This window comes from Maribellus comscasis, from assembly GCF_009762775.1.
GTDB lineage: Bacteria > Bacteroidota > Bacteroidia > Bacteroidales > Prolixibacteraceae > Draconibacterium > Draconibacterium comscasis.
On the sequence record NZ_CP046401.1, the window covers coordinates 7,151,011 to 7,177,803 of the forward strand.

Annotated in this window: 21 protein-coding genes; 6 read left to right on the top strand and 15 right to left on the bottom strand. The window is 36.4% G+C overall.

The window, feature by feature from the left end; genetic code table 11:
- Positions 1–52: 52 nt before the first annotated feature.
- The 7 genes from GM418_RS28645 to GM418_RS31960 form a co-directional block, all read right to left on the bottom strand.
- Complete coding sequence (locus tag GM418_RS28645; protein WP_158871426.1) at positions 53–913, bottom strand: Cas5 family CRISPR-associated protein; 861 nt, start codon at positions 911–913, stop codon at positions 53–55.
- A complete protein-coding gene (locus GM418_RS28650) occupies positions 910–1,893 on the bottom strand; it encodes a type I CRISPR-associated protein Cas7 (protein ID WP_158871428.1) in 984 nt (327 codons plus the stop codon). The genes GM418_RS28645 and GM418_RS28650 overlap by 4 nt, the downstream gene beginning before the upstream one ends.
- Before the next feature lie 25 nt (positions 1,894–1,918).
- The gene (locus GM418_RS28655; RefSeq protein ID WP_158871430.1) at positions 1,919–3,805 is read right to left on the bottom strand and encodes a hypothetical protein; all 1,887 of its coding nucleotides are present in this window, start codon (positions 3,803–3,805) and stop codon (positions 1,919–1,921) included.
- Positions 3,806–3,906: 101 nt separating this feature from the next.
- Positions 3,907–4,575, bottom strand: coding sequence for a hypothetical protein (locus tag GM418_RS28660; protein WP_158871432.1), 669 nt, complete (start codon positions 4,573–4,575; stop codon positions 3,907–3,909).
- Positions 4,576–4,606: 31 nt separating this feature from the next.
- Positions 4,607–5,398, bottom strand: a complete 792-nt coding sequence (gene cas6, locus GM418_RS28665; RefSeq protein WP_246222785.1) for a CRISPR-associated endoribonuclease Cas6 — start codon at positions 5,396–5,398, stop codon at positions 4,607–4,609.
- Positions 5,399–5,443: 45 nt separating this feature from the next.
- A complete protein-coding gene (locus tag GM418_RS28670; RefSeq protein ID WP_158871434.1) occupies positions 5,444–6,355 on the bottom strand; it encodes a helix-turn-helix transcriptional regulator in 912 nt (303 codons plus the stop codon).
- A gap of 301 nt (positions 6,356–6,656) precedes the next feature.
- On the bottom strand, positions 6,657–6,791 hold the full coding sequence (locus GM418_RS31960) for a hypothetical protein (RefSeq protein ID WP_281350215.1): 135 nt from the start codon (positions 6,789–6,791) through the stop codon (positions 6,657–6,659).
- On the opposite strand from GM418_RS31960, the gene GM418_RS28675 reads away from it, so the two are divergent.
- Together GM418_RS28675 and GM418_RS28680 are read left to right on the top strand one after the other, a co-directional pair.
- A complete protein-coding gene (locus GM418_RS28675) occupies positions 6,790–7,119 on the top strand; it encodes a 3-keto-disaccharide hydrolase (protein ID WP_158871436.1) in 330 nt (109 codons plus the stop codon). The genes GM418_RS31960 and GM418_RS28675 overlap by 2 nt on opposite strands.
- A 554-nt stretch (positions 7,120–7,673) precedes the next feature.
- Positions 7,674–10,379: an AAA family ATPase gene (locus tag GM418_RS28680; protein ID WP_158871438.1), complete on the top strand. Its 2,706-nt coding sequence runs from the start codon at positions 7,674–7,676 to the stop codon at positions 10,377–10,379.
- 16 nt (positions 10,380–10,395) lie between these two features.
- Here the strand turns inward: GM418_RS28680 and GM418_RS28685 are convergent, their stop codons facing one another.
- Together GM418_RS28685 and GM418_RS28690 are read right to left on the bottom strand one after the other, a co-directional pair.
- Entirely contained in the window at positions 10,396–11,394 is a 999-nt protein-coding gene (locus GM418_RS28685; protein WP_158871440.1) for an SMI1/KNR4 family protein, read from the bottom strand.
- 82 nt (positions 11,395–11,476) lie between these two features.
- Positions 11,477–12,469 carry a hypothetical protein gene (locus GM418_RS28690; protein ID WP_158871442.1) on the bottom strand — a complete coding sequence of 331 codons (993 nt, stop codon included), beginning with the start codon at positions 12,467–12,469 and terminating at the stop codon, positions 11,477–11,479.
- A 324-nt stretch (positions 12,470–12,793) separates the two neighbouring features.
- Here GM418_RS28690 and GM418_RS28695 point away from each other — a divergent pair, with 324 nt between their 5' ends.
- The 4 genes from GM418_RS28695 (at position 12,794) to GM418_RS32190 (ending at position 16,523) form a co-directional block, all read left to right on the top strand.
- Positions 12,794–13,357, top strand: coding sequence for a gamma-glutamylcyclotransferase family protein (locus GM418_RS28695; protein ID WP_158871444.1), 564 nt, complete (start codon positions 12,794–12,796; stop codon positions 13,355–13,357).
- 2 nt (positions 13,358–13,359) lie between these two features.
- Entirely contained in the window at positions 13,360–15,672 is a 2,313-nt protein-coding gene (locus GM418_RS28700) for a hypothetical protein (RefSeq protein WP_158871446.1), read from the top strand.
- 477 nt (positions 15,673–16,149) lie between these two features.
- Positions 16,150–16,422 carry an IS66 family transposase gene (locus tag GM418_RS28705; RefSeq protein ID WP_281350217.1) on the top strand — a complete coding sequence of 91 codons (273 nt, stop codon included), beginning with the start codon at positions 16,150–16,152 and terminating at the stop codon, positions 16,420–16,422.
- Positions 16,362–16,523 carry a transposase domain-containing protein gene (locus GM418_RS32190; protein WP_158871450.1) on the top strand — a complete coding sequence of 54 codons (162 nt, stop codon included), beginning with the start codon at positions 16,362–16,364 and terminating at the stop codon, positions 16,521–16,523. Before GM418_RS28705 ends, GM418_RS32190 begins: the two co-directional genes overlap by 61 nt.
- Before the next feature lie 178 nt (positions 16,524–16,701).
- Here GM418_RS32190 and GM418_RS28715 read toward each other — a convergent pair whose 3' ends face one another.
- The 6 genes from GM418_RS28715 to GM418_RS28740 are packed head-to-tail and all read right to left on the bottom strand — an operon-like array spanning position 16,702 to position 26,528.
- Positions 16,702–17,787 (bottom strand): glycoside hydrolase family protein, encoded by a 1,086-nt coding sequence (locus tag GM418_RS28715; protein WP_158871452.1) that lies wholly within the window; start codon positions 17,785–17,787, stop codon positions 16,702–16,704.
- A 6-nt stretch (positions 17,788–17,793) separates the two neighbouring features.
- On the bottom strand, positions 17,794–19,248 hold the full coding sequence (locus GM418_RS28720; RefSeq protein ID WP_158871454.1) for a sulfatase family protein: 1,455 nt from the start codon (positions 19,246–19,248) through the stop codon (positions 17,794–17,796).
- A 45-nt stretch (positions 19,249–19,293) separates the two neighbouring features.
- Entirely contained in the window at positions 19,294–21,021 is a 1,728-nt protein-coding gene (locus GM418_RS28725) for a glycoside hydrolase family 2 protein (protein WP_158871456.1), read from the bottom strand.
- Positions 21,022–21,080: 59 nt separating this feature from the next.
- Positions 21,081–22,736, bottom strand: coding sequence for a sulfatase-like hydrolase/transferase (locus GM418_RS28730; RefSeq protein ID WP_158871458.1), 1,656 nt, complete (start codon positions 22,734–22,736; stop codon positions 21,081–21,083).
- A gap of 39 nt (positions 22,737–22,775) precedes the next feature.
- Positions 22,776–24,563 carry an FAD-dependent oxidoreductase gene (locus GM418_RS28735; RefSeq protein ID WP_158871460.1) on the bottom strand — a complete coding sequence of 596 codons (1,788 nt, stop codon included), beginning with the start codon at positions 24,561–24,563 and terminating at the stop codon, positions 22,776–22,778.
- A 57-nt stretch (positions 24,564–24,620) separates the two neighbouring features.
- Positions 24,621–26,528, bottom strand: a complete 1,908-nt coding sequence (locus tag GM418_RS28740) for an FAD-dependent oxidoreductase (protein ID WP_158871462.1) — start codon at positions 26,526–26,528, stop codon at positions 24,621–24,623.
- Positions 26,529–26,793 lie beyond the last annotated feature (265 nt).

The following is a 26,793-nucleotide window of genomic DNA, read 5'->3' on the forward strand; positions in this document are numbered from 1 at the left end:
AATAACTAATCCTTAAAGGTTTTAAAAACCTTTAAGGACTCTTTAAAATAAATTAATTCAACTGAACAACAAACCGTTGTCTACTATCTTGCTCTTGAATATGGTACAAATTCTCAGTTGGTAAGGAACCAACTTTCAACTTTGAATCAGTCAAGGCAAAATCAGCATAATCATATTGATAAAGTTGCTCATTATATTTTAATGGCAACTTTTCAAAATACACATAAGTTCCAAAATCTGAGATTTGAAAATTGTCGGAGAAATCATCCTCTTCGCCTTCTTCTACCACGCTTTCAACAACAGGCTTCTGTTTGACAAAAACGGTTTCTATTTTATAATTGTCTTTGAATTCATCCTGAAGAATGTTGTATTCTTTTACCCCCTGAAAAAGGATTGCACCATCATCTGTTTTCACATCCTCCTTATACCACCAGGCCGAATAGTCGTTTTTCCCAAGGTAAGGGATAAAGCTTGCTTCCTGTTGTCGAATGCGGTTGTATAACGTCTGTTCATTTTCCTTTTCCAAATCGAGCAAAAGAAAAATGCGGTATGCCGGACGAATTAGGGTTTGCTCAGCAATATTTAATATTGCTTGAACATTGGGATTTCCTTCAATACCTTTGTTTGCAAAGCAAGTAGCATTATTATATTTGATAACAATTTTGGAAAAATTCCCATTATCGCAGTAACTTCCTATCGGTTTTATGCCAATTGGAATACTTTTTAATTTCTTATAATAATTAGGGAACTCTTTATTTTTGGTAAACCCTTGTAAACCTACAATTGCTCCCAAGATTCCCAGAACACAGGGTTTATGGAGCATATTATAAGTAAGATAAACCTTCTCGTTTATATCCGGCTTTTTCAGAAACCCCATATCGGCATGCAAATCGAATGAGATAACTGTTTTCATGCTTCTTCTCCATTATTTCCAAACAATGGCAAGCTAGTGCATCCTTCCGGTAAATTTATTGCCATAGCCGACTGCCCATTGATATAGAATTCTATCGTTTCTATTTCGGAGCTAAAACAGGATAACAACTGACTAACTTTTTCAAAATCAAAAACTGTTTTTCCTTCCTGTTTTTCAGGTAATGTTTTTACCAAATCAGTAAACGCAGGGAGGATGAGTTTAGAATCTTTGTTTAGTTGTAGCCAGAATAAAATTTCGTTATCGGTACCGGCTTTTGATGCCGAATCGTAAAAAGTTGCCCCTTGACGCATCGCTGCTTTTAGTTTAATAATGTCTTCTTTTAATAGGGCTGTTCCAAGTTCTCCAGCTACTTCTAATGGATCTTTTAAATTTTGTGGATTTATGGAGAAGTGATGTAAATAATGTCCTTCTTGAAGTTTGGATTGACGTCCTATTGTTGTCATTGCTGCTTCGTCAAAAGATTCTTCGCCCTCTTCTGTTTTTTCCTTCTTTGGTTTAGGGTCTGCAAAAGGTGCTTTAATCTGTTCCGTATAAATATTGTTTTCATGCCATATATTTTTAGCATGGTTAACCTGCAATGGGCCATGAATTGAAATATTTACTTTTTTTGCTTTGTTAGCATAGGTTGCGCCAAACAGTCTTATATCTATGCATTTTAACAAATTTCCATTTACTATTTTTTTATCTTTTTCATCTTTAGTATCCTTAAAAAGAAAATTGTATTTATCATCTAAACTTCGCGGATTTCCTGTGTCCGGTTTAGGAGTTTGAAAGTAGAAAACCTTTTCATTTGGGTACATTTTCGTAAAATAATAGCGAACAGTATATTTAAACGCTTTGTCTGTTGCATACACGATACCGTTAGGTAATGTCCGGGGTTGTCCAGAAAAATCTGCATTGTAATTTGAATTAATTGCCTTTACAATGGCACATCCAAAAACTCTGTTGTCGAAATTCATAATTTTATAATTTTAGGTTGTTTATTTACTTTTCATTTTTATAAAAAATCACTGCTGGCGCAAAGTATCCGGCGAGCAAATAACGTTGACTATTTTTGATGTTCTCATCACTGCTATAAGCAAGAACCTGTGCACATAATCGTTCAAATCTTCCTTTTCCAAAGCTTATTTCATGTTTATACACATTTACTGTATTCGTAATAGCATTTTGCAAATGTTCTACTGTTGCTTTTTGTAGAAATGGTTCAAGCATCGCATGACTTGGTTTATCTGCTTTATTATGGTATAGCAAATAATAAATTACTTGTCCTGTAGCAAAGAGGAATTCAGGTAAACTTTGATCTAACTGGATATTGTCATTATTGGCAATTAAATCCATCTTTTTCATTAATTCATTAAATTGTGTTGCCATATTGATAGAATTATGATTTATAAAAAACTGATTCAACGAAAACCAGATGTTTAATTTCTTTTTAATTTGTATGTCTCTGTTGTAACCTTCATCTTGTTTAACATCGAGAAGTATTGAGAAAAGCATAAGCTTATCAAACATTAATGTTGTAATTGCCTGTTTTCTTGATTTATAAATAAAATCGTAAAAGGCTTTTCTGTATCGTAAAATGAGTGAAGCCATTTCTTCGCCTCCATTTTTTATAAATTTTGGATTTATTTCATTGAAGTAGTTGTAACTGATTATACCATCTTTTATTCTCACAAGAGAATTATTGAATATTTCCTTTACAATTTTATTCTCAAACCCAAAAATTGTATGAATTCTCTGTGTCGGAAGAAGTTCTTTTTCTTTATTCTTTATTGCAAAAAGATTTTGAATGTTACAAACCTTAATAAGATATTCAAATTTGGATACAAAATCGAAATCATATACAATAGAGCCGTTGATATACAAAAGGTAATAATTAGCTAATACTCTTTGCGGGTTTGTATCAAATAATGATTTAAGTATTTGCGGCAAGGTTCTTTTTGAGCCTTCTGCATCGAATAATTTAACAATTTCTGTACTGGTAATCTTTTCGCCTTCATCAAATTTAAATTCCTGTTTGTCAATGATTACGGGCAGTGGAGTTGGAAATGCTTTTTGATATGACAGTATTTCAAATTTATTTAATGCTTTTGCATCGTCCATTGAAATTCTAGTATTAATGCCATCAATCATTAAGCCAGTCTTATGTTCCATAAACATTTTTTTCTTATTTGCTCCATTTATAAAGTTGCTTAAACCTTTAGATTTGTCAATTGGAACATTTTTGGGGATACAGTAGTCATTGTTGTTAAACAACTTCGTATTCAAATATTTTTCATGAACTATTTTATAATAATTCAAATCTATATTCCTTATATAGAGATTAATATAATCTTTTGTCTTAAGCACTTTAAGAATGGAAATAAGTTGTAATTTATCTCTTTTTTTAACTTCAATTTTAGTGCTTATTAACCAGTCAAAAACTAAAGATATAGTGTTAGCAAATTTTTCTGATGTTTCAATATATTCTACATCTGTATCCTCCAAATACTCTGCTTGTGCTATCTTAAAATATGTCTTAATAATTTTATTATTTATATGCCCAAAATTCTCATTCTTGAATGCAAAAATGAATGGACTACAAGAATGAATTTTTTTGTCACTAACACATTTATTGGTATTTGTTGCACCACCTATAGTTCTTCCTTGCTCCCAATAATTGGTTGCATCATTAAATAAACTGCTGGGAATTTCCTTTCCATCATAAATTACATAATCCTCACCCTCAATAGGTGAATTGTTTTTCCAGTTTCCTTCGTCGTCCAATTCTATCCATAAGTGCAGTCCGGGCGACGGAGTTTTGTTTAGGTCAAAGACTTCGGGGTAATCTTGTTCCAAGTCGTTTACAAAGTTGATTAGTTCTCGTATCATAGGATTTTAATAATATTTTGTTTCATATCGTTTGTAATTTCAGTTTGTTGTTAATTTTTAACGCTGACAGGTCTTTCAGACGCTGTCAGGTTGGTTAGTTACTACAAATCCAACCATTTTTCTATTTCTATTATTTCTACTTTTTTATCATGCATTGTTTTAAAGTTTGCTTTATTGTCGAACCAACCAACCACCTTTTCTCTTTGCAGTTTAGTTGGTTTTATTGAAATACAGCTTAAATAGCTGCTCCACGGATATTCTAAAATATGTTCGCAAAAACCATGGTGAACAGGGTTATTATGAATGTACCGAATTACCCGTTTCAGATATTCTTTGTTATCAATTAGTTTTCTTTTAAACGGGCGTTCGAACATTGTTCCTTTGCTACCGTATTTTGTATTGTAGTATTTGGCATAGGAATTAAACAGATGCGAAAAGTGTTTTTCCGGCTTTGGTATTTTTACGCTGTCAGGAGCTTCGCACACTGACAGGTCGGTGGTTTCCCATTTTATTTCATTAAACCTGACGGCGTCGAAAGACCCGTCAGCATTACTGTATTTATAGCAAACATTTTCCTTTATTCGCACTAAAAAGTGAAAGTGGTTAGACATTAACACCCATGCAAATGTTTCGGCAATTGGTGAAATATATTTATCATACAAACTCAAAAAACAATCGTAGTTATCGGGGGTGCGAAACAAATCACGTCCGCCAACAGCGTGGCTGTAAATGTGGTAGTAATTACCGGATTCAAGTTTTTCTATTGCCATAGTTTCTTATTTTTTAACGCTGACAGGTCTTTCAGACGCTGTCAGGTCCATTGGTTATTTCACACCATCCAAATCCAGTGGAGCTTTTCTCACTTACGCCTGCCCCCCAAATCATGCGGTGTATTTCCGGAGGTGCAGTCAGCTCAAAATCGAACAAATTGCCCACAATTCTTGATTTCTGCGAGGTTCCGGGTTTTATTACAAACCCGGCACGTTTGAAATCAGTAATTCTTTTAAAACTGATTTGCCCGGAATCAATAAATTCCGCTTTCCTTGTACTCTTATATTTTTCAACCAAATGTTTTATGGCAAGCGTGTCAAAATCTTTGTCGTTGGGTGAAAGATATTGCGGATGTTTGTCTGTTTCCGTTTTAAAACTAACAACCCAAGGCGTTTGCAGACGATAGTACATTGTTTCAGAAAATTTAGGTTCGGGCAAAGCTTCAACACCTGCAACTTTAAAATCGATACCATTAAACTTATCACCCAGGTAAAATTCCTGCTTCATAAACAATCCTTTTATAAAATTGGAAGCAGCTTCGGTTACATCGAAACTAATTTGCAGTATGATTGTATGTTCCGATATTTCAAACAACTTTTTCTCTTTCCATAGTTTGGGCTTTCCAAAATCCAACCGCGAAAAACAAAAGAGTTTGTATAATTTGGTTGTGTTTTGCCCGTAACCTTGTTCGTGAAGAAATTGGGCAAAATCTTTATCGGCTTGTTTCAGTACTTTATAAATCCAGGCACTGATGTAATATTGGTAATCCATGGGCAACATACGTTGCTTTGTGGTGCGGTTTAGAGTGATTTGAAATCTCATAAGACTACGATTAAGTTAATTTATCAAAGTTGAATCATATCACTGTCAACATATGTCAGCAATACTATTTTTTATTATGTTTTTCAAATAATCTTTCAGACTATCGGGATATACGATTTCAATTTCGTTGATTAATCCCAATACAAAACGACCAACACCTTCGAAACCTGCAACTTCGGTCTCAAAAACAGATTGTTCATCACTCAGCAAACAGATAAATTCCTCTGACAACGGATATTCTTCCTTTAATAGTTCCGTTGCCCGCATACTCAGGTTTAATCTGACTTTGATACGTTTATCTGAACTTATTCTGAAAACATCGATGGGAACGGCTTTGTGTGCTTTTTCATTTTCCCATGGTTCGGGTAATGGCTGCACAGAAGTAATTCGGGCATTTTTAAATGTTTTGCAGCAATGGTCTTCCATATCGAATGCCCAGGTAGCTACATAATTGGTGGTAAAATCAAAAGGTTCAACCATCCGGTCTTTCATTTCTCCGCTGTTGGCAGAAAAGTAGCCGCGCAGAATAACCTTGTTTTTATATTTTATAGCCTTTATTAGTTCATGGATATTGGCAGAATGCTGAGGTTTTACAATGGTGTTGGCAACACGGTCGAAATCGTAAAGTGCGTACAGCTTTTTAATAAGATTGCGTTTTAATAAATTTTCGTCGCTCACTGAATGAATTGCATTCTGTAAAATGTGTGCCTCTTCTTTTGAAAAGTGTAAAAGTTCGCTTATCTCTTTGAAATAGGGTGTATTCTTATCGATATAGTACCTGCCGTTAACCGGTTCGGGAATTATAAATCCAACTTCGCGTAAATCCTTAATATCGCGAAACACAGTCCGCCCTGAAACTCCAAAACGCCCTGCAATTTCATGTTGGCTGTAACGAAGACCACTGGAAAGATAAATCATTAGTTCCAGTAATCGTTTTAACTTATTTTGTTCTCTCATTATTCATTTGTGAATGTGGGACAGCGATTTGTTTGTTTGGACATTAAAGCTATTTGATAAATCTCAAACCAGAGAATTTAAACCGAGAAATAATTTATGTTTTTGAGCAGTACCAAAGGCTTCAACTTGATTTTATGAGCAAATGATTTCTAACACTGATAGAACAGGTTTATCTTTTTTGGAAGGAATAATACCGAGTTCTCGGGATAATCTAAAAGTTTCACCAAGGCTCACATTGAAATACAATTGGTATAACTATTTTGCTGTATAAGATAATCGATAAAAATAATTAGAAGTAGAACTAAATGACTATCATATCCACCAACGGTAAAAAATAATTCGTTGACCAGATTTCCATTTCATCGGGATTTTTAATAAAAGACCTGAGGTCATTTCTTACCATTTCAATATTGGTATTCTGAATTTTGTTTTTCATGACTGTCTTTGATTTTCCGGTTTATTTCCCTGTCAATCCTTGTAGGAGAAACCGATATCGTAAGTTCAGATGGTTTTACGGTTTTATTGCACCAGCGGTTTATGCAGCCAAAAAGCCGGGTGAATGGCAGACCTATGAAATTACGCTTGTTAGCCGCCATGTTACAGTTTCACTTAATGGAATCGAAGTTATTCCAACCGTCCCATCCCCGGGGATAACATTAGGATCGCCTGATAGCAATGAAGGAGAACCCGGACCAATTATGATTCAGGGTGACCATGGTCCTGTTGAATTTCGCAAATTTGTTATTACTCCGTCAGTTAATTGAGTTACAAAACAAAACTTTCGTGCAATAAATGCTAATACCAAAAGTATTTGAAATACCGGGGCGTGCCTTTTTGTAATAAAGGATACAGAGAGAAAAAAGAGCTCATTCCCGGCCTCTTTTTTTGTGCCCTTTTTTTTCTTCCTTTTGGGATAATAATATTTCATAAAATAGAATTGTTGCCTATTTCCGGGGATACAATGGCAAAAATGATGGATTAAATTATTCTGTGCCATATGGAGATTTCTTGAAAACGTCCTGCAGAAGTTATAATTCCTTTTGACGATTCTGATACATGTAAACTATGTATATTCTTTTTGTATTTTATCAATTAAATCACACATATAATTTATTAAATTAGTAAAATTGAATTTTACTAAAATCTGGTTTAATCGATTTGAGATAGGGATGGACTTTTAGCTTCTTATTTAGTATTGCACGAAGAAACAAAGATTATAATAGAAACAGCATTGTAGACATTCCTGTATTACTCACAAACAATTAAAAAAGAAACATAATAAAATTTAAAATTTGCTTAATCAAAAAATGGCTGACTCATGTTGCTAAGAAAATCAAAAGAATCCTATAATTACAAATTTAAAAGTTTAAAAACCTACGCATGGGATCGGGCAATTGGTAATAATTATAAATTCAGATCGGTATTTGACAGGAATGAAATAAATTACCTGAGTGCAGAATTTAGTTTTTACAATAAATTATTTGATGAAAAAGACTGGGATGCCAAAATTAGCATTCGTGGAGTTGCGCTGGATGGTACAGTAGTTATTGAAGAAATATGTTTGCAGGAAGAAGAAATTACCATCAAAAAAGAGCAAAATATAATTCGTTATTATTACGGATGGGGAGAGGAAAAATATGGTGTGTTCTGGAAAAAAGGGAAATATCGGTGGATAGCTTCTATTAACGAAAAAATTGTTGGGATTAATGATTTCTATATTGAGGATCATGGAAAAGTAACTTCAACCGACAACCCGTATTTTCAGGTGACTTCTTTACGCACTTACGAAGCACCTGCCGGAGACATTGATGAACAGAAAAGAGAATACCTGAAAACTTTCGATGTTAAAACTACCCGATTTATCATGGGGGAAATAACATTTACAAGCAAAATACAGCCCAACTGGTTATGTGAGTTATTTTTTAATTTTTATGATGACACCGGAACTTTGCTGGGAAGTTCTGATACATTCGGATTAATGGAGGAGGATAAAAATACGATTTCAGCCGGATATGGCGCGAAAGATCCAGGCTCCTGGATTGAAGACAATTACAGGCTTGAAGTTGTATTTATGGATACAACAGTGGCAGTAATACTCTTTTCCGTAGGGCCTCAAAACAAGGAACGAATTAGCGAATTTGAAGCATTGATGAACGACGATGTTTCCGGTTTTTTTAATGCTGCCCATGTTTCAGAAAGTACATTCTCCAATAAAGCAGATGAACATGCAGGCCCCGTAATAGCACCTAAAGAGGATAAGTCAAATAAGCCAGTTAACATTAAAGAGAATTCGGGAAAAACCCTTTCTGAAATTATGAACAAACTGGACGCTTTGATTGGATTGGAAAATATAAAATCAAAAGTTCATGAGTATGTCGATTACATCACATTTCTTCAAATAAGAAAAGAAAAAGGAATAACTGACGATGATGAGATAAGTTTACATAGTGTATTTACAGGAAATCCGGGAACAGGAAAAACTACTGTTGTAAAATTACTGGGCGAGATTTTTCATGCTATTGGGTTATTATCGAAAGGGCATGTTTATACCGTTGATGCAAATGATTTAGTTTCAGAATACATTCGGCAAACGGGTAAAAAAACCACCGAAGCCATTGAAAAAGCAAGAGGTGGAATTTTATTTATCGATGAAGCTTACATTCTTTACAAAAAGGATTCGCTGGGAGATTTTGGCCCGGAAGCAATTGCCGAGCTAATAACAGAAATGAGTGACGGGAAAGGCGACATTGCTATTATGGTTGCAGGTTATCCAAATGAAATGCAGTCTTTTTTAAAGTCAAATCCTGGTCTTAAGTCGCGTTTTAAACACCATTTTCATTTCAACGATTACACACCGGACGAGCTTTTGCTAATTGCGCTTTATGCTGCCGCAAAGAAAAATGTATTTTTTGATGAACCTGCGTCAGATAAAATATATAAAATTATTACCAATGCTTACAGAAAGAGGGACAAATTTTTTGGAAATGCCCGCTATGTTTTTGCATTGGTTGATCAGGCCAAAATGAATTTGGGAACCAGGATAGTGAAACACGAACAGCCAGAGAAACTTGATGAAAAAAGTTTGTCATTAATCATTGAAGAGGATATTGAAGATATTGCAGTTGAAATGGTTTCAAAAAAGCCTCGTATTCAAATTGATAGTGTATTGTTAAATACTGCACTCGAAGAATTAAACCAACTCACCGGGCTTGAAAACATAAAACAGGAAATTAGCGAACTTGTGCGGCTAACCAAATATTACCGTGAAATGAAGCGGGATGTATTAAGGACATTTTCGTTGCACAGTATTTTTACCGGTAATCCCGGCACAGGAAAAACTTCAGTAGCAAGAATTCTGGGAAAAATTTATAAGGCGCTTGGTTTGCTTGAGAGAGGTCATTTAATTGATGCCGATGCAAGTTCGTTAATTGCAGGATACATCGGACAATCGGCTTTAAAAACCAAAGAGCTGATTGAAAAAGCAAATGGTGGAGTTTTATTTATTGATGAAGCCTACTCTCTTACTAATGGCAGAAACAACGAGTTCGGACAACAGGCAGTAGCCGCCTTAATAAAGGAGATGGAAGACCAGCGTGGTAATTTTAGTTTAATTGTTGCAGGTTATACCAGTGAAATGGAAAGCTTTATTCAGTCGAATCCAGGACTTGAATCCCGATTTGATAATAAGTTTGAATTTCATGATTTTAATGAAAATGAATTGTGGCAAATCGTTGTCAGCATGTTTAAGCAAAAAAGCCTGATTACAGATGATGAAGCGGAAAAACACCTAAAAATGTACATTGCCGGATTGCACAAGAACCGTGATCGTTTCTTTGGAAATGCACGTTCCATGCGAAAAATTGTTGAAAAGGCTGTACGAAACCAGGAATTAAGAATGGCAGATTTACCAATGTCAAAAAGGACTTCTGACGTTATTTCAAAAATTACGTTGTCTGATGTGCAGGAATTTGAATACCAAAAATTACAAACAAAACCTACACTTGGGTTTAAACTTGCAAATTAATTAGGGATGGAGCTTACTATTCAATTTTCTCTAATTCATCGATTTTCTGCTGGTCCTTCTCGGCTAATTCTAAATTGCCCATTTTCAGGTAAACCTGTTTGCGAAGAAAATAAGCCAATGTATTTTTAGGATCTATTTGCAGGGCCTGGCTACAATCTTCCAATGCACGATTTAATTTTTTAAGCTGTATAAATACTTCCGCACGACAACACCAATAAAATGAATTTTCCGGTTCCAGCTTCAAGGCACTGTCGTAATCAATTAATGCCGCACGAAATTGTTTTGTCAGGTTTAAAATTTCCGCCCGGAAAAAATAGTAAAATGCATTATTGGATTCTTCATTAATGGCTTTACTAATCAATTCCCATGATTCGAAATATTTATCGCTTTTGTTGTGCTGTAAAGCCTGCTCGTAGTAGTAACGGGCACGTTCTTTTGCAGATAGACTATTCAAAGAATTTGCACCTTTTCTTATTTCTTCACCAACTCCAAGTGCATTAAAAAAATGATGTGCATTTTTATTTACATCTGTGTCTGAAAATTCCGGATGCCCATTTTTGTCCATATAATGTTTAAGAAAATCGGGAAACCCCGATGAAACCCAATTCCATAATTTTTCAGATTGACGGTGAGTGCCAATAAAAACAGGGCTTTCCGTGTGAGAATCAGACAGACTTACAAACGATAAAAAACTTTTATCAGGCAGTGTGCAAAATGGGATAAAAGGATACGGATGAATATTGTTTCCTCTTTGAACAGCCAGTGAAACCATGTTTGCATATTTTTCTGTTATCTCTTCTATTGAAAGTAAATACACAGATTCTTTTTTGTAAAGATCAAAATCAGCCTGGGTTTGTATAAAGTCAGCCTGGTAATCGTAAAGCATCATCCCGCCGTTATATTCAAGCAGGAACTTCTTAAAGGAATCGGGTAGCTGAACCTGGTTTATTCTTTCGAAAATATTTATTTTTAGTTCATTCGCAGGGGAACTAAAATGCATACAATTGCCTGGCATAGATTTTATATCATTTAGCCGGCTTAATATAGTTGTAATATTAGGAGGAGTTTTCAAATTTTATTTATTATTTAATTATGTGTCACAACGTGGTTTTTCGCCATTCTCCATCACTGTTTTTAGCAACCTTTTGTCCCGATTCATCATATTTAGTTGCTCCAACAGGTGCGGAATCTCTGCCGGGAGCTTGAGTTGAGCCACTATTGTATGAGCCGCCGGAACCACCGGAACCACCTGAGCCGGTAGAACCACGCGCATGAGTAATTGCATAAATAATTAATATAAAAACACTAAGTGTTACTCCAACAATAAAATAAATGGTGCTAATTACCAAAACCAGCAGCGAATAAATAACGGCATATTTTGCTGAAAAGCGGGAAAAGGATTGCGCCACGGCTACCAATACAATAACGATAAACGCAAATAATGCACCCCACATTATCCAGTCCCACTTATTGGGGTAATTTCCCCAAACCTGGAACCCTTCCTGCAAAAACCAGTAGAATTCGTGTCGTGCAAAAAGTAGCACCGCACCCAAAATCACTCCTGCAAGAATTGAAAGTTTTATAAACCAGGCATCTTTGATGGGCCTTTTTCGCGTTCGTGCTTTTTTGCAAAACCATCGGTCGAATTTATAATAACGTTTCCAAAAACGATAAAGCAGGTAACCAATTCCAGCCCAGATAATCACGATTGCCCAGGTCGGCAAGAGGTTAGTTAAATCCCCAATTTCACCCGGACTTCTTTTACGTTTACCATCTTTAATATCTTGTGATATCTGCGCGTGAGTTAAATTCTGGTCCGCAGAAACCAACTTTGCTTTCACAAAAATGGTATCTCCTTTTATTGTTTTAGCTTGATAATATTTAGGGTACTTTTCGCTTTTTGCAATAAAAATTAACTTGTGTTCATTTAAATATGAAAATGGAATTTTGTCGTAACGGGTACTTAAATCTTTTGGATTTTTATACGCATAAACGCGGCGATATAAAATGGCAAGCGAATCGCCTTTTTGCTGAGCACTTAAATCATAAACAATAACAAAGAGTATCAGAATAAGAATTATCTTTTTCATTTGTTTTTGGCTAAAGAGTTGATTTATTTTTATGATTGGAAATTACAAATAATTTTCTATTAAATTGTTTTACAGAAATATGATCTTTAATAAAAATTATGTTTCTCCTTCATGGTTCGAAGATTTAAAAGCATGAATTTTCAAATTAAGCCCCTGAAAAATGAATGAAGTTTTTCCTGAAATATAATATTGATTATTAAGTAGATTATGCGAATAATGTTAAATTTGACAATATAACATAAGCTCAAAAACTAAAAAGAAAATTTATTTTCCGTTTTTGAATAGTTATGATAATTACTCAAAAAACGAAACAACTTTAACCTAATGGCATTTCATATAGTTGGATACGGTACGTTACTTTATACTGAATCAGTGGGAGATACAATCGGAACAGCTGCAAAAGAAAAGATATACAAACCTGTTGTTATTTATGGATTTAAACGCCTTTTTGATCTTTTACCTACACATTATAAACCTTCGTTTAAAATTAGCAATCTGCCGGTTGAAAAGGCGGCAGCTAATGTAATAGAATATCCGGGGGCTCGTATGAATGGCCTTGCTTTTGAAGTTAGCAAAGCTGAGCTTGATGCCCTTGATCAAAGAGAAAAACATTATAACCGGTACGAAACAACACTGTATGATTTTAAAAGTGGTGCCTCCATCGGTACTGGTTTTATTTATGCTGCCGATAAAAATAAGGCAACGCTGACCAACAATCCTACCTTTCTGCCGGATTGGGAAGATATTTCATGGGCAAGGACGGGAGCATACAGGCAAGGACCGGAATTTGGCAAAATGTACGACCAGACCACTTTTCTGGCTGATGGAGAAACACTTGTTGTTGACCGATACGCTAACTGGCTAGATGAATTAATTCTTGATAAATAAAAATGAGTAATAAGCAATTTAAATTTGAATTCGAGCATTCCAATCTTACGCTTATTGGTGGAAATATAAATCACATTCCAGATCATTCACATACCTTAAGTTTTAATGAAAATGCAAGTTCTCTTCATATTGTATTGGAAGAAGGAACGAGTATGGAGTATTTTGAGGCAATAATAGCTGATTCCATTAAAAAGAAAAGCAAGCTTTCATATCTGTTTTTTCAACTTAAAAACAGAATTGGTTCGCTGTTTACGGTTGTAGTCTCACTAATGATAATTGCTTTTTTAACCCTGTTGGCAATTCATGAATCGTTGAGTTACGATCTTTTTTCGGGTAGTGAAGGAGCCAATATTTTTAGTTTTAATACCATCTACTTTTATCTTATTCTGAGTTTTATTATTGTGCTCTTTTTGGTTATCTCCCCTAAAATCATTTTAGGCGAATTTGAAAATTTGTTTGATTGGGCAAGCTCCCGTTTTTCAAACCATTACCGTATTATTCGAAGGCTCGAAAAAGGATTGCTCACACTAAATAAATTGAATGGAGAAAATAATGTACTAAATGTATGGAATCCATTGGTTGCGGGAAAAGATAACTGGATTTGTGAACAACTTATTCCTGCTCTATTACGCTTGACAATGCCGGTTAATATTATAGTAAGAATTGATGAAAAAAATGCATTTCTGGAAATATTGAAAGCGAATGATCTCGATAGTTATAACTTGGATCAAACTACTGAAATTTCAGATGATAATGAAAAAATCTTTCCCTACCGATTATTATCTTCCTGGGAAAAAGAGTGCATGCATTGTTTGCTATTTAGCTCGACGAAACAGTTGCCTGATGAATGGGAAGTAAATAATTCGAAACAAAGTATTGTTATTTCAAAGGAGCTCGGCGAACATGTTTATCATATGTACAGAAGTAATTTTTCATCGCCGGACGCAGAAAGTATAACATTTGAAAAATTTATAAAAAGGTGTGTTGACGATTATGGGTATATAAAGCCTACTAGTGATAAACGAACAGAAAATTTCCGTTTAATTCAGAAAACGTTAACCGATGAATTGGATTCTAAACTTTTAGAAAAAATAGAAGATATTGTTTTAAATAGTCTTGGAACTATTTCTGCAGATATTAATGATCCGATGGCTTTTATTATTTTAATTGGATTGACAGGAGCGGACAATGCCTTAAACTCCAGGAAAATCAACTTGTTATCAGGATTTGTGAAAAATGTTGACCGGGTTGAGAATTATCAGTTGATGAGCAGATACTGGAGATACATTTCATCGAATGAGACGGAGGTAGACGATAACTTTGTGCTTGAACCAATGCAGTTTATGGATGTGCAAACATTAACAGATCTTTCGGTGTGCTTTGTAAATTCAGGTATGTATAAAAATGCTTTTGAAGTATATGATATTCTTGAAAATATTTACCCTGCTAAAATAGCAATCGAGATCGCAGATCTTAAAGATAGTCTGGGGAATTACCACGAAGCTTTGGAGATTCTGCTGGATACTGACAAGAAATGGTTCAGGTCAGGCATTGTTCAGGATAAGGGGTTAATTCTTAAACTCTACATAAATATTTCCTGGGTTATCGTTAGCGGAAGATTTGAGAATCGAAGAGTTGAAGGTTATCAGTATCTTGAAAAAACAGAAACCATACTTCGAAAACTCCCCGACACTGAAAATTACCTGTTATTTCTGACCCAATTTTACAATACCACTGCCAACTATCACGAGTGGGAAGAAAACTACACGCTCGCCATAGAAAATTATGAAAAAGCATTAAAATTGCCGGGAACCATTCTTCGTAAAAGTAGTTTGCTTTCCAATCGGGGAATTTCAGAACGTTTAATTGCTAAAAAATGCAACAATGTTACTTCCCGGAAAGAACATTTGTTAACGAGCTGTTCAAACCTGAGGCAGGCTGTAAATATGAAAAAAAATATAGGAGAGAAAAACCAAATTCCCGGTGCCTCTCATAACCTGGCGGAGACATTAATAGAACTTGCCGGTATTACGAATGGTATAGCCGAAAAGATTGAGGTTTTGAAAGAAGCAGATGCAGTGGCAAGCCTGGCTTTGAAAATTCTGGATGAGTTGAATTCGCAAAAAAGAAGAGGGCGCTTACTTGCAGAAAAGTACATAACGCATAAAATGTTTGGTGAACTTAACGAACCTTCAGAAGAAAAAAAGTTAAAAGAGTTACTTGATGCCTGGTTGCAAAACGAAGACAAAGAATCTTATGATTATCGGGAAATAACCCGGCTTCTTAATCAATTTGGCGTTTCGCAGATATTTTGATCAAAATACTTAATTCAGATGTACAATAAGCTTACTTTTATTTTTTCCCTCTGACAGGATACATAATTTAAACCGGGTGAGCATTAAGATTTTTTATTAAAAAGGAGAAATATCTTTATATATTACACTGCATCAATACACTTCCCTACCTTCGCAGCCTTAACAATCAGATTTTGATTGAATTGTCTTTAGCAATGCTTTGTTTCGCTTCCTGCCGGCGAATCTTTTCATCGTCAAATCGACATCAAAATCAACTTTCTTGTCTAGATTAACAGGTCGCGAAGTGTGCTGCATAATTTTCGTGACACACTTTTTAATGTATGATAATTTTTTTTCTAGGATACACATGTATTAACGGAAATACAAAAGTTGTACAGGATTGAGCATTTTTCCAGGAACGCTGGCCATAGCTCGGATGAGTGCAAGGCCATCCGCCTTGAACATGCACTGCCCATATTAAATAACCTGGGTAAATAGATGGCAGAGAAATTTAATCACACCCTGCCCAAAAGCCCTATGGGTGAAGCGTTGCAATATACTATCCCCCGGTGGGACAATCTGCTGGCTTACCTTTATGGCGGGCACCTGGAAATAGACAATAACCTGGTAGAAAATGCGATAAGGCCCAATGCGCTCGGCCGAAAAAACTATCTGTTCGCCGGGTCACATGAGGGGCTCAACGGGCAGCCATGTTTTACTCGCTTTTTGGTACTTGCAAAAAGGATGATGTCAACCCCTTTGAGTGGCTAAGAGATGTATTGGAAAGGATACCGACTCATAAAGCCAACAAGCTAAATGAACTACTGCCCCAGAATTGGAAAAACCTTAGGAAACAAACTACCCTACAATAAGCAAAAGTACATTATCATAAAAGATTTTTCAAGACCTACTTGGTAGACGGGATACATCTAATATATATTTTCTGTTCAATAAAATGCAAGTTGCATTTTATAATTTTGTAAATGAACAATCCCGGGGCAGAGCCTCAAGGAATTCTTTAGATTAAAAAATTCCGATTGATGTGTATTCCTAATATTTGGTTATTCTTAAAGGTATTTGAACATTAAAAGTGTGGCGTACATTATTTTCGTCAATGGTATCGGCAGCACACATCAAGGCAATGGCTTCTCCATCTTCCATCAACACTTGCGGGCGCTCAAGGTGATCAAGTTGCTGAGTGACTCCATTTTCCCATGTGACTATCCTTTCAGATATATCAAAATACTTTGCTTTATTCCAATTTATACCATCTTCTGAATCGTAATGAACCAGAGAAAAAAGCCTTTCTCCTCCCTCATGTTTAATGCGTTTAACAATTGCTCTATATTTACCATCCTGATACCAAATGTACGGGTCTTCAGCGGGGAAACGTTCTCCAGGAAACGTAAATACCGGATTTGGATATTTTTTAAAAGGTCCGGTAGGACTATCAGCTATTGCCACGCAATGTACTACAGGTCCGCCATTTGGTAACGGATATTTTTTACCTACCGCTTTATATATCAACAATATTTTCCCGTCAGTCATTTGGCACACAGATGGATTAGAAGTCATTAAAGCATCATAAGCAGAATCGTTATCGTGAGTAATATCCAATACCGGTTTATCAAAACGTTTCCATGGACCATTAGGGTCATTAGCCACAGCAACACCTATACGTTGATTATTGCGGTGAAGCATATTTAATTTTTGCTTGCCGGGTGAGCAATAAATTTTACGATCGCCGGTATTACCCATATGATATAAATAATATTTCCCATTAAACTTATGCACTGTAGGATTGTGGGTACATAAACCGTCCCAAAACTCTTCGCCCCGTTCCTGAAGGGCAATATCTTTGTATTTATAGGGGCCAAAAGGAGATTCAGACACAGCATGGGCAACTTCGGAATGAGAAACCCATACCCAGCCCGGAGCTTTAGGCCAGCGTGAATAAAACATGTGATATAAACCATCTTCACCTTTGATTACCGAACCTCCCCATATACTCATAGTGTCGTTTACAAAGACAGAATGTTTTGCTATTTTCTCAAATTCGATTTTGAAATCTGGGGCTTTCTGAGTACATGATGCCAATAAAATGGCAATTGTTACATTAAATAGTATTGTTTTCATTTTTATTTATTTCTCAATTTTTTCTGATAATTTTTTCTCCCAATATTCTATTATATCTTCATAGCTGCTGCTAGAACTTAATCCACGTCTTCTCATACTGCTCTCATAATACTTCGCTGATGATTCTTTTGCCTCTTTTGTAACTTCCCAGTGCTCCGGTGTTTCTCCTTTCTCTATTTCGCTCAATCTTGATTTAAGCGTGCTAAACAACGTCTTTTTAATCGACTCGTATTTTGGATAATCTGCCAGATTTTCGAACTCCATGGGATCCATTTTTATGTCATACAATTCAATCTCCGGTTTAGAATCCGCCATAAACAAACTATATGGGTAAAATAATTTCCCTTGTTGATAAAAAAGTTTATAGATGGAATATGCGGGATACTCTAATTTTTTATAACCGCTTAATTGCATCCAGGGCACTTCCGGCATTTTATTCCAGATTAGTTTATAACGTCCATCCATAATGCTTCTGCTATTGTCCACGGCATCTCCCATTCGTTGTCTAAATCCTAACACATATTCGCGTTTTTCTGCATTGTCTCCTATAAATACTTTCCCCTGCAAATGTTCGGAAACCGGGATGTTGGCAAAAGCAAGAGAAGTCACTGGTACATCCACCAGACTAACCAGCTGTGTGCAAATTTTACCTGCCTCGAAATGTTTCGGATAACGAATTATCAGTGGTACCCTTAATCCTCCCTCATATAAAAACTGCTTATCGCGCAAATGTGGTCGTCCATTATCCCCAAAAAGAACTATGATTGTATTGTCTGTCAATCCCTCATTTTCCAATCGAGTTAAAAAATGTCCCACTCTCCGATCGCAATGTTGCACCGTTTCCAGGTAAAGTGCCCAATCTGCTCTTATTAGCGGATGATCCAAGTAACAGTCTGGCAAATCGACGCTCTCCGATGAAATAGGATTTTCCTTATCGGCATAGAATTCACGGTGAGGCTCAAATATTTGCACTTGTGCAAAAAAAGGCTGTCCGTCAGCACGTTGATTCCAATCGGTTCCATCAAACAAATTGCCGGTCTCAAAATTAAAATCAGTCTTCCCCCATTTGGTCATATCTGTAGCCTTTCCATTGGTACAGAAATAACCTGCTTCCTTAAAATACTCAGTTATAGGCTTAATACCCTCAGGCAGTGGCACTTTATCCATAGTCCTATGATTTAAACAATTAATAGCGGAAGGATACATACCTGTAATTAATGATGACCGGCTCGGAGAACACACCGGAGCAGTGGCATAACAATTTTCATACAAAACGCCTTGTTCTGCCAGCTGGTCAATATTGGGGGTCTTAACATCTTTGTTGCCATAGCACCCTAATTCTATCCCGAGGTCGTCGCAGTTTATCCAAAGTATATTAGGGCGTTCCTGTGCCTGAAGCAATGTCGAAAAAAACAGTAAGAAACAGACCAATAGCGTAATCCGAGTTTTTTTTATGTTCATAGAAAAAAATATTAAAAAGTTAATATTTTATTTAAATAATATAATTTATTTCCGAGAGTTACTCCACATCTCTTTTAATTGATAATAAGCCTTTTTAGGATTACGATAAGCATCCACTACACCCCACTCTCTATATCCCGATTCGGGTGTCCCTCTATAGTTACTTCTATAATCATTGTATGTCCATATTGAGGCTCCAATTAAAAATGGAAACTGTTTTAACTCTTTAAGGGATTGTACTAACTCGGGCTTTAACTCAGCATTGGAGGCATGACCTAATTGCCCTTTACCCATTTCTGCAATAAAGATGGGTTTACCGGGGAAAAATGAATGTACTGTCTCTAATTGTTCCAAATGCACTCCATAACAGGTAAACGAAAGAAAATCCAGCTTTTCATAAGGTTCTCTTGTAATATCAACCTGTTTACGATATGACGTAAAACTCACATAAGTTTTCAGACGTGTAGTATCCAATTCATCTAAATAATCCAACATCGAATTAACATAATCAAATTGATTCTGTGTTAATGATATTGTTTTTGAATTCCATTGTTGCGTACTGTCTCCCAGTTCATTCCCAACACTGTATCCGACTACACAAGGATGATTAAAGTCTCTATCTACCATTTCTTTTAACCACTGTTTGGTGAGAGGATTGTCGGGGAACGTTTGTGGGTCAGTTTTCCCCCAAACAGGGATCTCCTCAACGATGAGGTAGCCCACTTTATCACAATAGTCCAGTATGTTTTTTGAAAGTGGCGCGTGCATTAAACGGGAAAATCGGCCACCCAAAGCTATGATATCATCAATATCCTTTTTAATAAGTTCATCTGGTTCGCTATTGCCATATGCCGGATGATCGTGTACACGATTAAAGCCATTGGCATAAAAAGGTTTATTATTGAAAAAAAGTTGCTCTCCCCGCACTTCAATTTTTCTTATACCAAAATTATCGACTAAGTTGTGCTTTACCATTTTTCCAACTTTAAGTTGTGTTTTCAATTGATACAAAAAAGGATTTTCGAGTTGCCACAACTTACAATCGGATAGATTTTCTATGAATTTAATTTCCGTAAATGTAATTCCGTTAGCTTTAACTTTTACAGTATTATTTTTACACCATTTATCATCATCATTGCTAGAAATTGAAGTAGCTAAATCAATTTCATAATCCTTATTTGATTTGTTTTCAATTTTATATCTGATAATAAAATTTACAGTATTCTCCTCAAAATCGGGAATAGCAGAGATATGCTGATATACCATTCTCACATCTTCATTACACAACAATGTAATATCACGACTAATTCCTCCCCAGGGCCACCAGGCTCCTCGCTGATAAGTATTATCTGCCATCACAATCAGTTGGTTGGTTTTTCTATACTGTAACTTATCTGTAATATTAAATTCAAATGGGGTATAGCCTCCAACATGTTCACCAAGCAATTGACCATTCAACCACACTTTGGCTGTTTCATAAACCGCATCAAATGTGATTCTCACCTGTTTTCCTTTCCAAAATTTCGGAATATCAAAGTTACGCTGATAATACCCCTTGCCTTTGTATTCTGAGTAGTGTTCGCGAGTATCCCAATTTCCGGGGACAGTAATAGTATCCCACTGAGAATAACTGGCATTTAAAATTTCTTTCTCCGTAGCATCATTAGACGCCAGAAAATGCCAAATGCCATTTAGAGACTCCTCAATACATTGTGCTTGTGTGCGGCCCACTAAAAGAGACAGAAAGACTAATGATGATAATAACTGTTTCATATCTATTAATATTTCCTTTTTTTAACCATATCTATCTTCGTTTTTATACCATTTATTTATTATTCCGCCTTTACTAATTGACTTTGACTGTCTTTTGTATATCGAACTACTTGAGGCTTATCTTTTCCTCGTGCAAATGCAATTTTCAATTTCCAGATTCTCCTCATTTCTTTCAATATCTGGCTATAATTAGCCTCCGCCGCTATATTTGTTGTTTCGTTTGGGTCATTTTTAAGATTAAAAAGTTCTTCATAAATCGGTTCTTCTCCATGAAACGGAGCTTCTACATAGTTCCTGTAAATAGCTATTTCTGTATCGTGTACACCATAAAGCAAATCATCTGATCTCATGCCCATATCTTTTGCCATTTTAATGATTTCAATTGCAGATATGTTATTGTTAGCATTATAGCGAATGTATTTCCATTCCTTGTTTTGGACAGCATCACAACGAGGATTTCCAAATGGCGTTGACCATAAATTCTCTGTAAACAGGTATTCTCTTACCGGAGTAATTTCCCCTTCAATAATATGATTTAAAGTTTTGCCCTGATAAGAATCTGGAATTTCAATACCTGCGTATGCAAGCAATGTTGGAGCAATATCAATGGTTTGGATCAATTCGTCTACAATTTGTCCCCCGGCACTCTCCTTTACCAAAGGATTATATATAATAAACGGAACATGGGTGCAAATTTCATAGCACAATGCTTTACCTCCCAATCCAAATTCTCCTGAAAACAATCCATGGTCTGAAGTAAAAATAATAACAGTGTTTTTCTCCAGGCCATTTGCCTTTAGCGTTTCGCGCAGCTCCCCAATCAACCTATCTATTCCTGTAACGGTCTGCATTTGGCGTATTACTCGCTCCCTCACTGTATTAGGAGCATCGACCCAATTGTAACCTGTTTGTCTGTCTTTAAAATGGTGGACGCTCTCGGGCAACTTATGTGTCTTAATGTCTGATTTCGCTATATAATTTTCGGGTAAAGGAATGTTTAAGTCTCGGTATAACGTGCGGTAAATTTCAGGATCGCTTTCCAAAAGCTTCATACTTCCTGTTCCTGCTCCATGAGGGAGATTAAAACAGATATTTAAAAAGAAAGGCTTATTATTAGGACGATTCTCTAAAAAATACCGTGCCTCTTTAATTTGATGTTCATTCCCTAAAAAATCCTGGATCCCCTCTCCTATTATTTCGACTTGTGTATCACTCTTCGCGCCTTTAAAAATCTCATGCCTCGTTTTAGGGTAAAACGTCAAATGTTTATGACCAGCATACCAGTAATCAAAAGACTTTTCCATTAAGCCACTTTCATACCCCTCATTACCAACCGGAGTATGATTTTTCCCAATGTATCCGGTGTAATAGCCATTTTGACGCAATATAACCGGATAGGATTTTTCCCAAGCTTCCGGCGCCACACTGGTTCCGGAGTTAAAATTGACTCCATGTTTTCGCTCAAACTGACTTAATAAAATAGAAGTGCGACTTGGCGTACAAATGGCACTCGTAACATGAGCATTGGAGAAGAGGGTTCCTTCTTTTGCTAATTTATCAATATTAGGAGTTTGTATCAACTTGTTTCCGGTACATCCCAACATGTCATAACGCTGGTCATCAGTTAGAATAAAAATTATATTAGGCTTATCTTCAGCAACTAACGACTCACTAAAGAACAGAAAAAAACAAAGCACAATAAAAATCTCCCTCATAAAATATTTATCTTAAAATGGTAAAAAACCAGTCTCTATTTAGTGCATCTGTGTTTTCTCTTCAATACGCATTTTATCTAAACGGGATTTCATTTCTGAAAGGTACGAATGGTACACATCGCGGGGTGAACAATCATTTTCGGTGCAAACAACCGCTGCTGTTCCAACAACTACGCCCATTTGCGTGGTGGTGTGCATCACCCGCGGACTTCCCAATCCTACATGTGTAGCAGAAAAACAACGTCCGGCCATAAACAGATTGTCGATGTCTTTGGAATAGAAACAGCGATAGGGAATTTTGTAACGTTCAATCCTGGTGAAATCGGCGTAACTCAAAAAATCATATTTCCCTCCTTTTGGATAGTGTATATCAATTTCTCGTACTTCTTCTACAAAACCATCTTCAAAATCAGGGTGGTTAACTATATCGCTTTCTTTTAAAATGTAATCGCCAACAATACGGCGCGATTCACGTTTACCGGCTACATAAGCGATCCATTTTAACTTCAGGTTCGCATTTTCCGGGTCTTGTTTTACATTGTACCAGTTGCCATAAATTGCACGAAACATGTGGTCGCGGATTTCCTCAGCATCGTAGATAGTATTCATAAGCATGCCATATTCCCAGAACCATTCCCCTCTTTTTGCTTTGTAATCTTTTGCTACATCCATCGCCCATAAAACCTCTTTCCACCCCAATGTTCTGGGCTTTTCTTCAAATTTGCGGGGTGTCTCCCCTTCCACTTCAACAGAATTCCACAAAATAGTATTTCCCATCGTCATGTTATCGGGTTGCTCAGGGGCCATCGATTCGTTGAATTCGTCCCGTGCTTCCCGCCCCATCCGCACTTCAGCACCTGCCCAATATCCAATCCAGCCATCACCGGTAGCATCAACAAACAGTGGTGCTTCAAAACGGATTTCTTTGTGTGTATGCGTGTGAAAACAATCGACTGCTGTAATTTTATTATCCTTTTTATGAACTGTAAAAGCACGGGTATTTGGAAAAACAGTGATATTTTCTTCACCCCGAACTACCATTTCGATAGTGTCGTTTGCTGCAATTGCTCCGGAATCGCCATTTGGATAATGCTCTGTTCCAAGCTCTTCAACGATGTTGTATACTTTCAGTCCCAATGTATGTACGCGAATTTCTTTACTGGCATTTCCACCCAGCACGGGGCGATCGTTGATTAAGGCAACTTTAATACCCTGGCGCGCTGCAGCCACGGCAGCGCCACAGCCGGCCAGACCTCCGCCTATCACTACAAGATCAAATTCATCTTGTAATTCGGGGGGCGGTATCCCCAGTTTTTCTTTTCGCCACGCTGTCATTTCTTCCAAATCCACAGGTGGAAAATCGTTTTTATTTTTTGAAAAATAAATCGCATCACAACGGCCCTCAAAGCCAGTTTCATCTTTTAATTCAATTTTTAATGTTTTTGATCTTCCTATCTTAATACGTCCTGACCGAATCCATTGCCAATCTTCGTTGACACCATAAGTTTCCGGATATTCCTTATTGTCAAATATTATCTTAAATGTTCCAGGTGTTTCCGGATGTGTGGGCACCCAGTCTTTTGTGCGTACCCAGAACCAGTACCTCCCACTTTCAGGGAAATCAACTGTTGTTATTGCATTTTCCACTGGTTCACCCATTCCGTGTGCCAGCAGATAAGGAGAGCCCATGGAAGAAGTAAATTGCTGGTCGACCACCCAGCCCCCTTTTTCATCGAAGTTTTCTGTTTCTACTAAAACCGACGAAGTCTGGGAGAATAATATTTTTACAAATAATATTAATATCGTAGTAATTGATATGCTTTTCATTTAGGTTTTTATAAAATGTGTATTGAACAAAAATTATTATTAATGATTTACTTATTTCTAATTATTTTGTGGAACTCCGTTAACTAAATGTGATTTTAGCAGGTTTAGTTTTTTTTGATACACGTCACGTGGAGAACAATCTTCCTGCACGCAAATCGCAGCAGCCATCCCAACTACTTCCCCCATCATTCCTGTTGTGCGCATTACGCGAACAGTACCTAATGCCACATGAGTTACACTAATGTTTCTTCCTGCCATAAAAAGATTTTCAATGTTCCGGGAATATAAACACCGATAAGGAACAGCATATGGTTCAATTCCAATATGTTTAGCTTCTGACAGGAAAGGCTCTTCTGTAAAACCTTCTAGCGCTAACGGATAATGTAGGTCAATAGTCCAGGTTGTTGTAAAACTAGCATCAGGATAAGCAGTTCTTTGTATAAGATCCTGCTCTTTAAGAATAACATCGCCTAAAAGCCTTCTGGACTCTCGTTTTCCTCCAATATAAGCTACCCATTTTAATTTATAGTTCTGGTATTTTTTTTTGTCTTTACTTTTATTTTTCAGAAAAGACCAGTTCCCATATACAGCGCGAAGACCATAGTCTCTGATATGTTCAATATCTTCAACCTGATCCCAAAAAAATCCGGTTTCCCAATTCCAGTCGCCATGCGTAAGATATTGGCAAGTTTCTTCTGTAAATTGAACGGCCCATGGACATTCCGGGAACGAAGAAACTGAGTCAAGTTCTTCCGCATACCATTGAACAGATGTTCCCATAATCAAGTTGTCTCCATCATTTGGGGCGCTGGACTCTCCCGTTTTTTTACTGCTCTCACGTCCAATTCTGTAATCGGCGCCAGCCAGGTACCCCAGATTGCCATCTCCCGTACAATCTGCAAAAAGTTGTCCTTTAAATAATAATTCTTTCCCGGAGACAATGTCTTTTGCTGTAACGGAAATAATTCTGTTATCTGATTCTTGTGCAGCAAAAACATGAGTATTAAGGAATAATTCAATGTTTTTCTCTCCGCTTACAATTTTTAACTTTTTATCATCACCATAATTACTTTTCGGTCCGGCATTGTGAATTTTCTTTTCCGGATTGTTTTTTATTATTTCCAAAATTCTCTTACTTCTTTCAGATTCAGGATTACGTTTGGCTTCCCAGAGTGTCCAGTGTCCTACAGAACCAATTTCATCAACCAGTTTTCCGAGTTTTGGGTAGGGGTCCTGAAAAATAAGTCCTGAAAGTCCAACACGAACTTCGGAACTGTTATTTCCTCCTAATACCGGGCGGTTTTGAATTAATGCTACTTTACACCCAAGTCTTGCTGCAGTAACTGCAGTGCAAATTCCGGCCATTCCTCCGCCAACAACAACTAAATCAAATTCTCCGGCATCTATTGTTTCTTTTGGAAACCCTGAATTATCGCGCCTGAATTGTGCCAAAGCATCATATTCAACAGGTGGGGTAAACCGTAAATCCTTAGTTAAAATAATCGCATCGCAACGGCCGTTAAATCCCGTCATATCATGTAAAGCTATTTCAACTTTACCTTCTTTTAACTGAATGGTACCGCCATTTTGCCAATGCCATTCAGCTCCTTTGGTTCCAAATATTGTTTTGACAGGCTTATTATCAATTAAGACCTGAAATTCTCCGGGGAATTCAGACACTCTCCATAGAGCAGTCCAATCCCGGGTACGAACCCAAATCCTGTATTTCCCTTTTTCAGATATATGGACTTGCGTTTTTGCGTCCTCCACCGGAACTCCCATTCCATGTGCTAACAAATACGGAGAACCCATTTGGTCCATACTTTGCTGGTCGATAACCCATCCTCCACGATCTTCAAAACTTTCGGCTTCCAAAAAGATATGATTTTTTGAGGTTGATGGTTTCCATATCAAAATCAGCAGAAACGCAAATACAAATATTTTTGTTGAATTATTATTATACATCGTTTTTTTTATTATCACTATCTATCTTTTACTCCTCTGTTGTTACGAATAGTTACGGAGGCGGTTAAGCAATAATTATACAATCTCTTCTCCGCTATTTTCTCGTTAATTTGAGTTTGACCTGTTATTCATGACAGGCAACAGGTTAAATTTAATTTTTTGAATTCTTAAATTATAATTTAATGATTTTATCAAGCTACGGGGACGATTTTTTGATTCTTTTATCACACAGTTTTTTTGATTTAGGTTTTTACTAAGATTATGC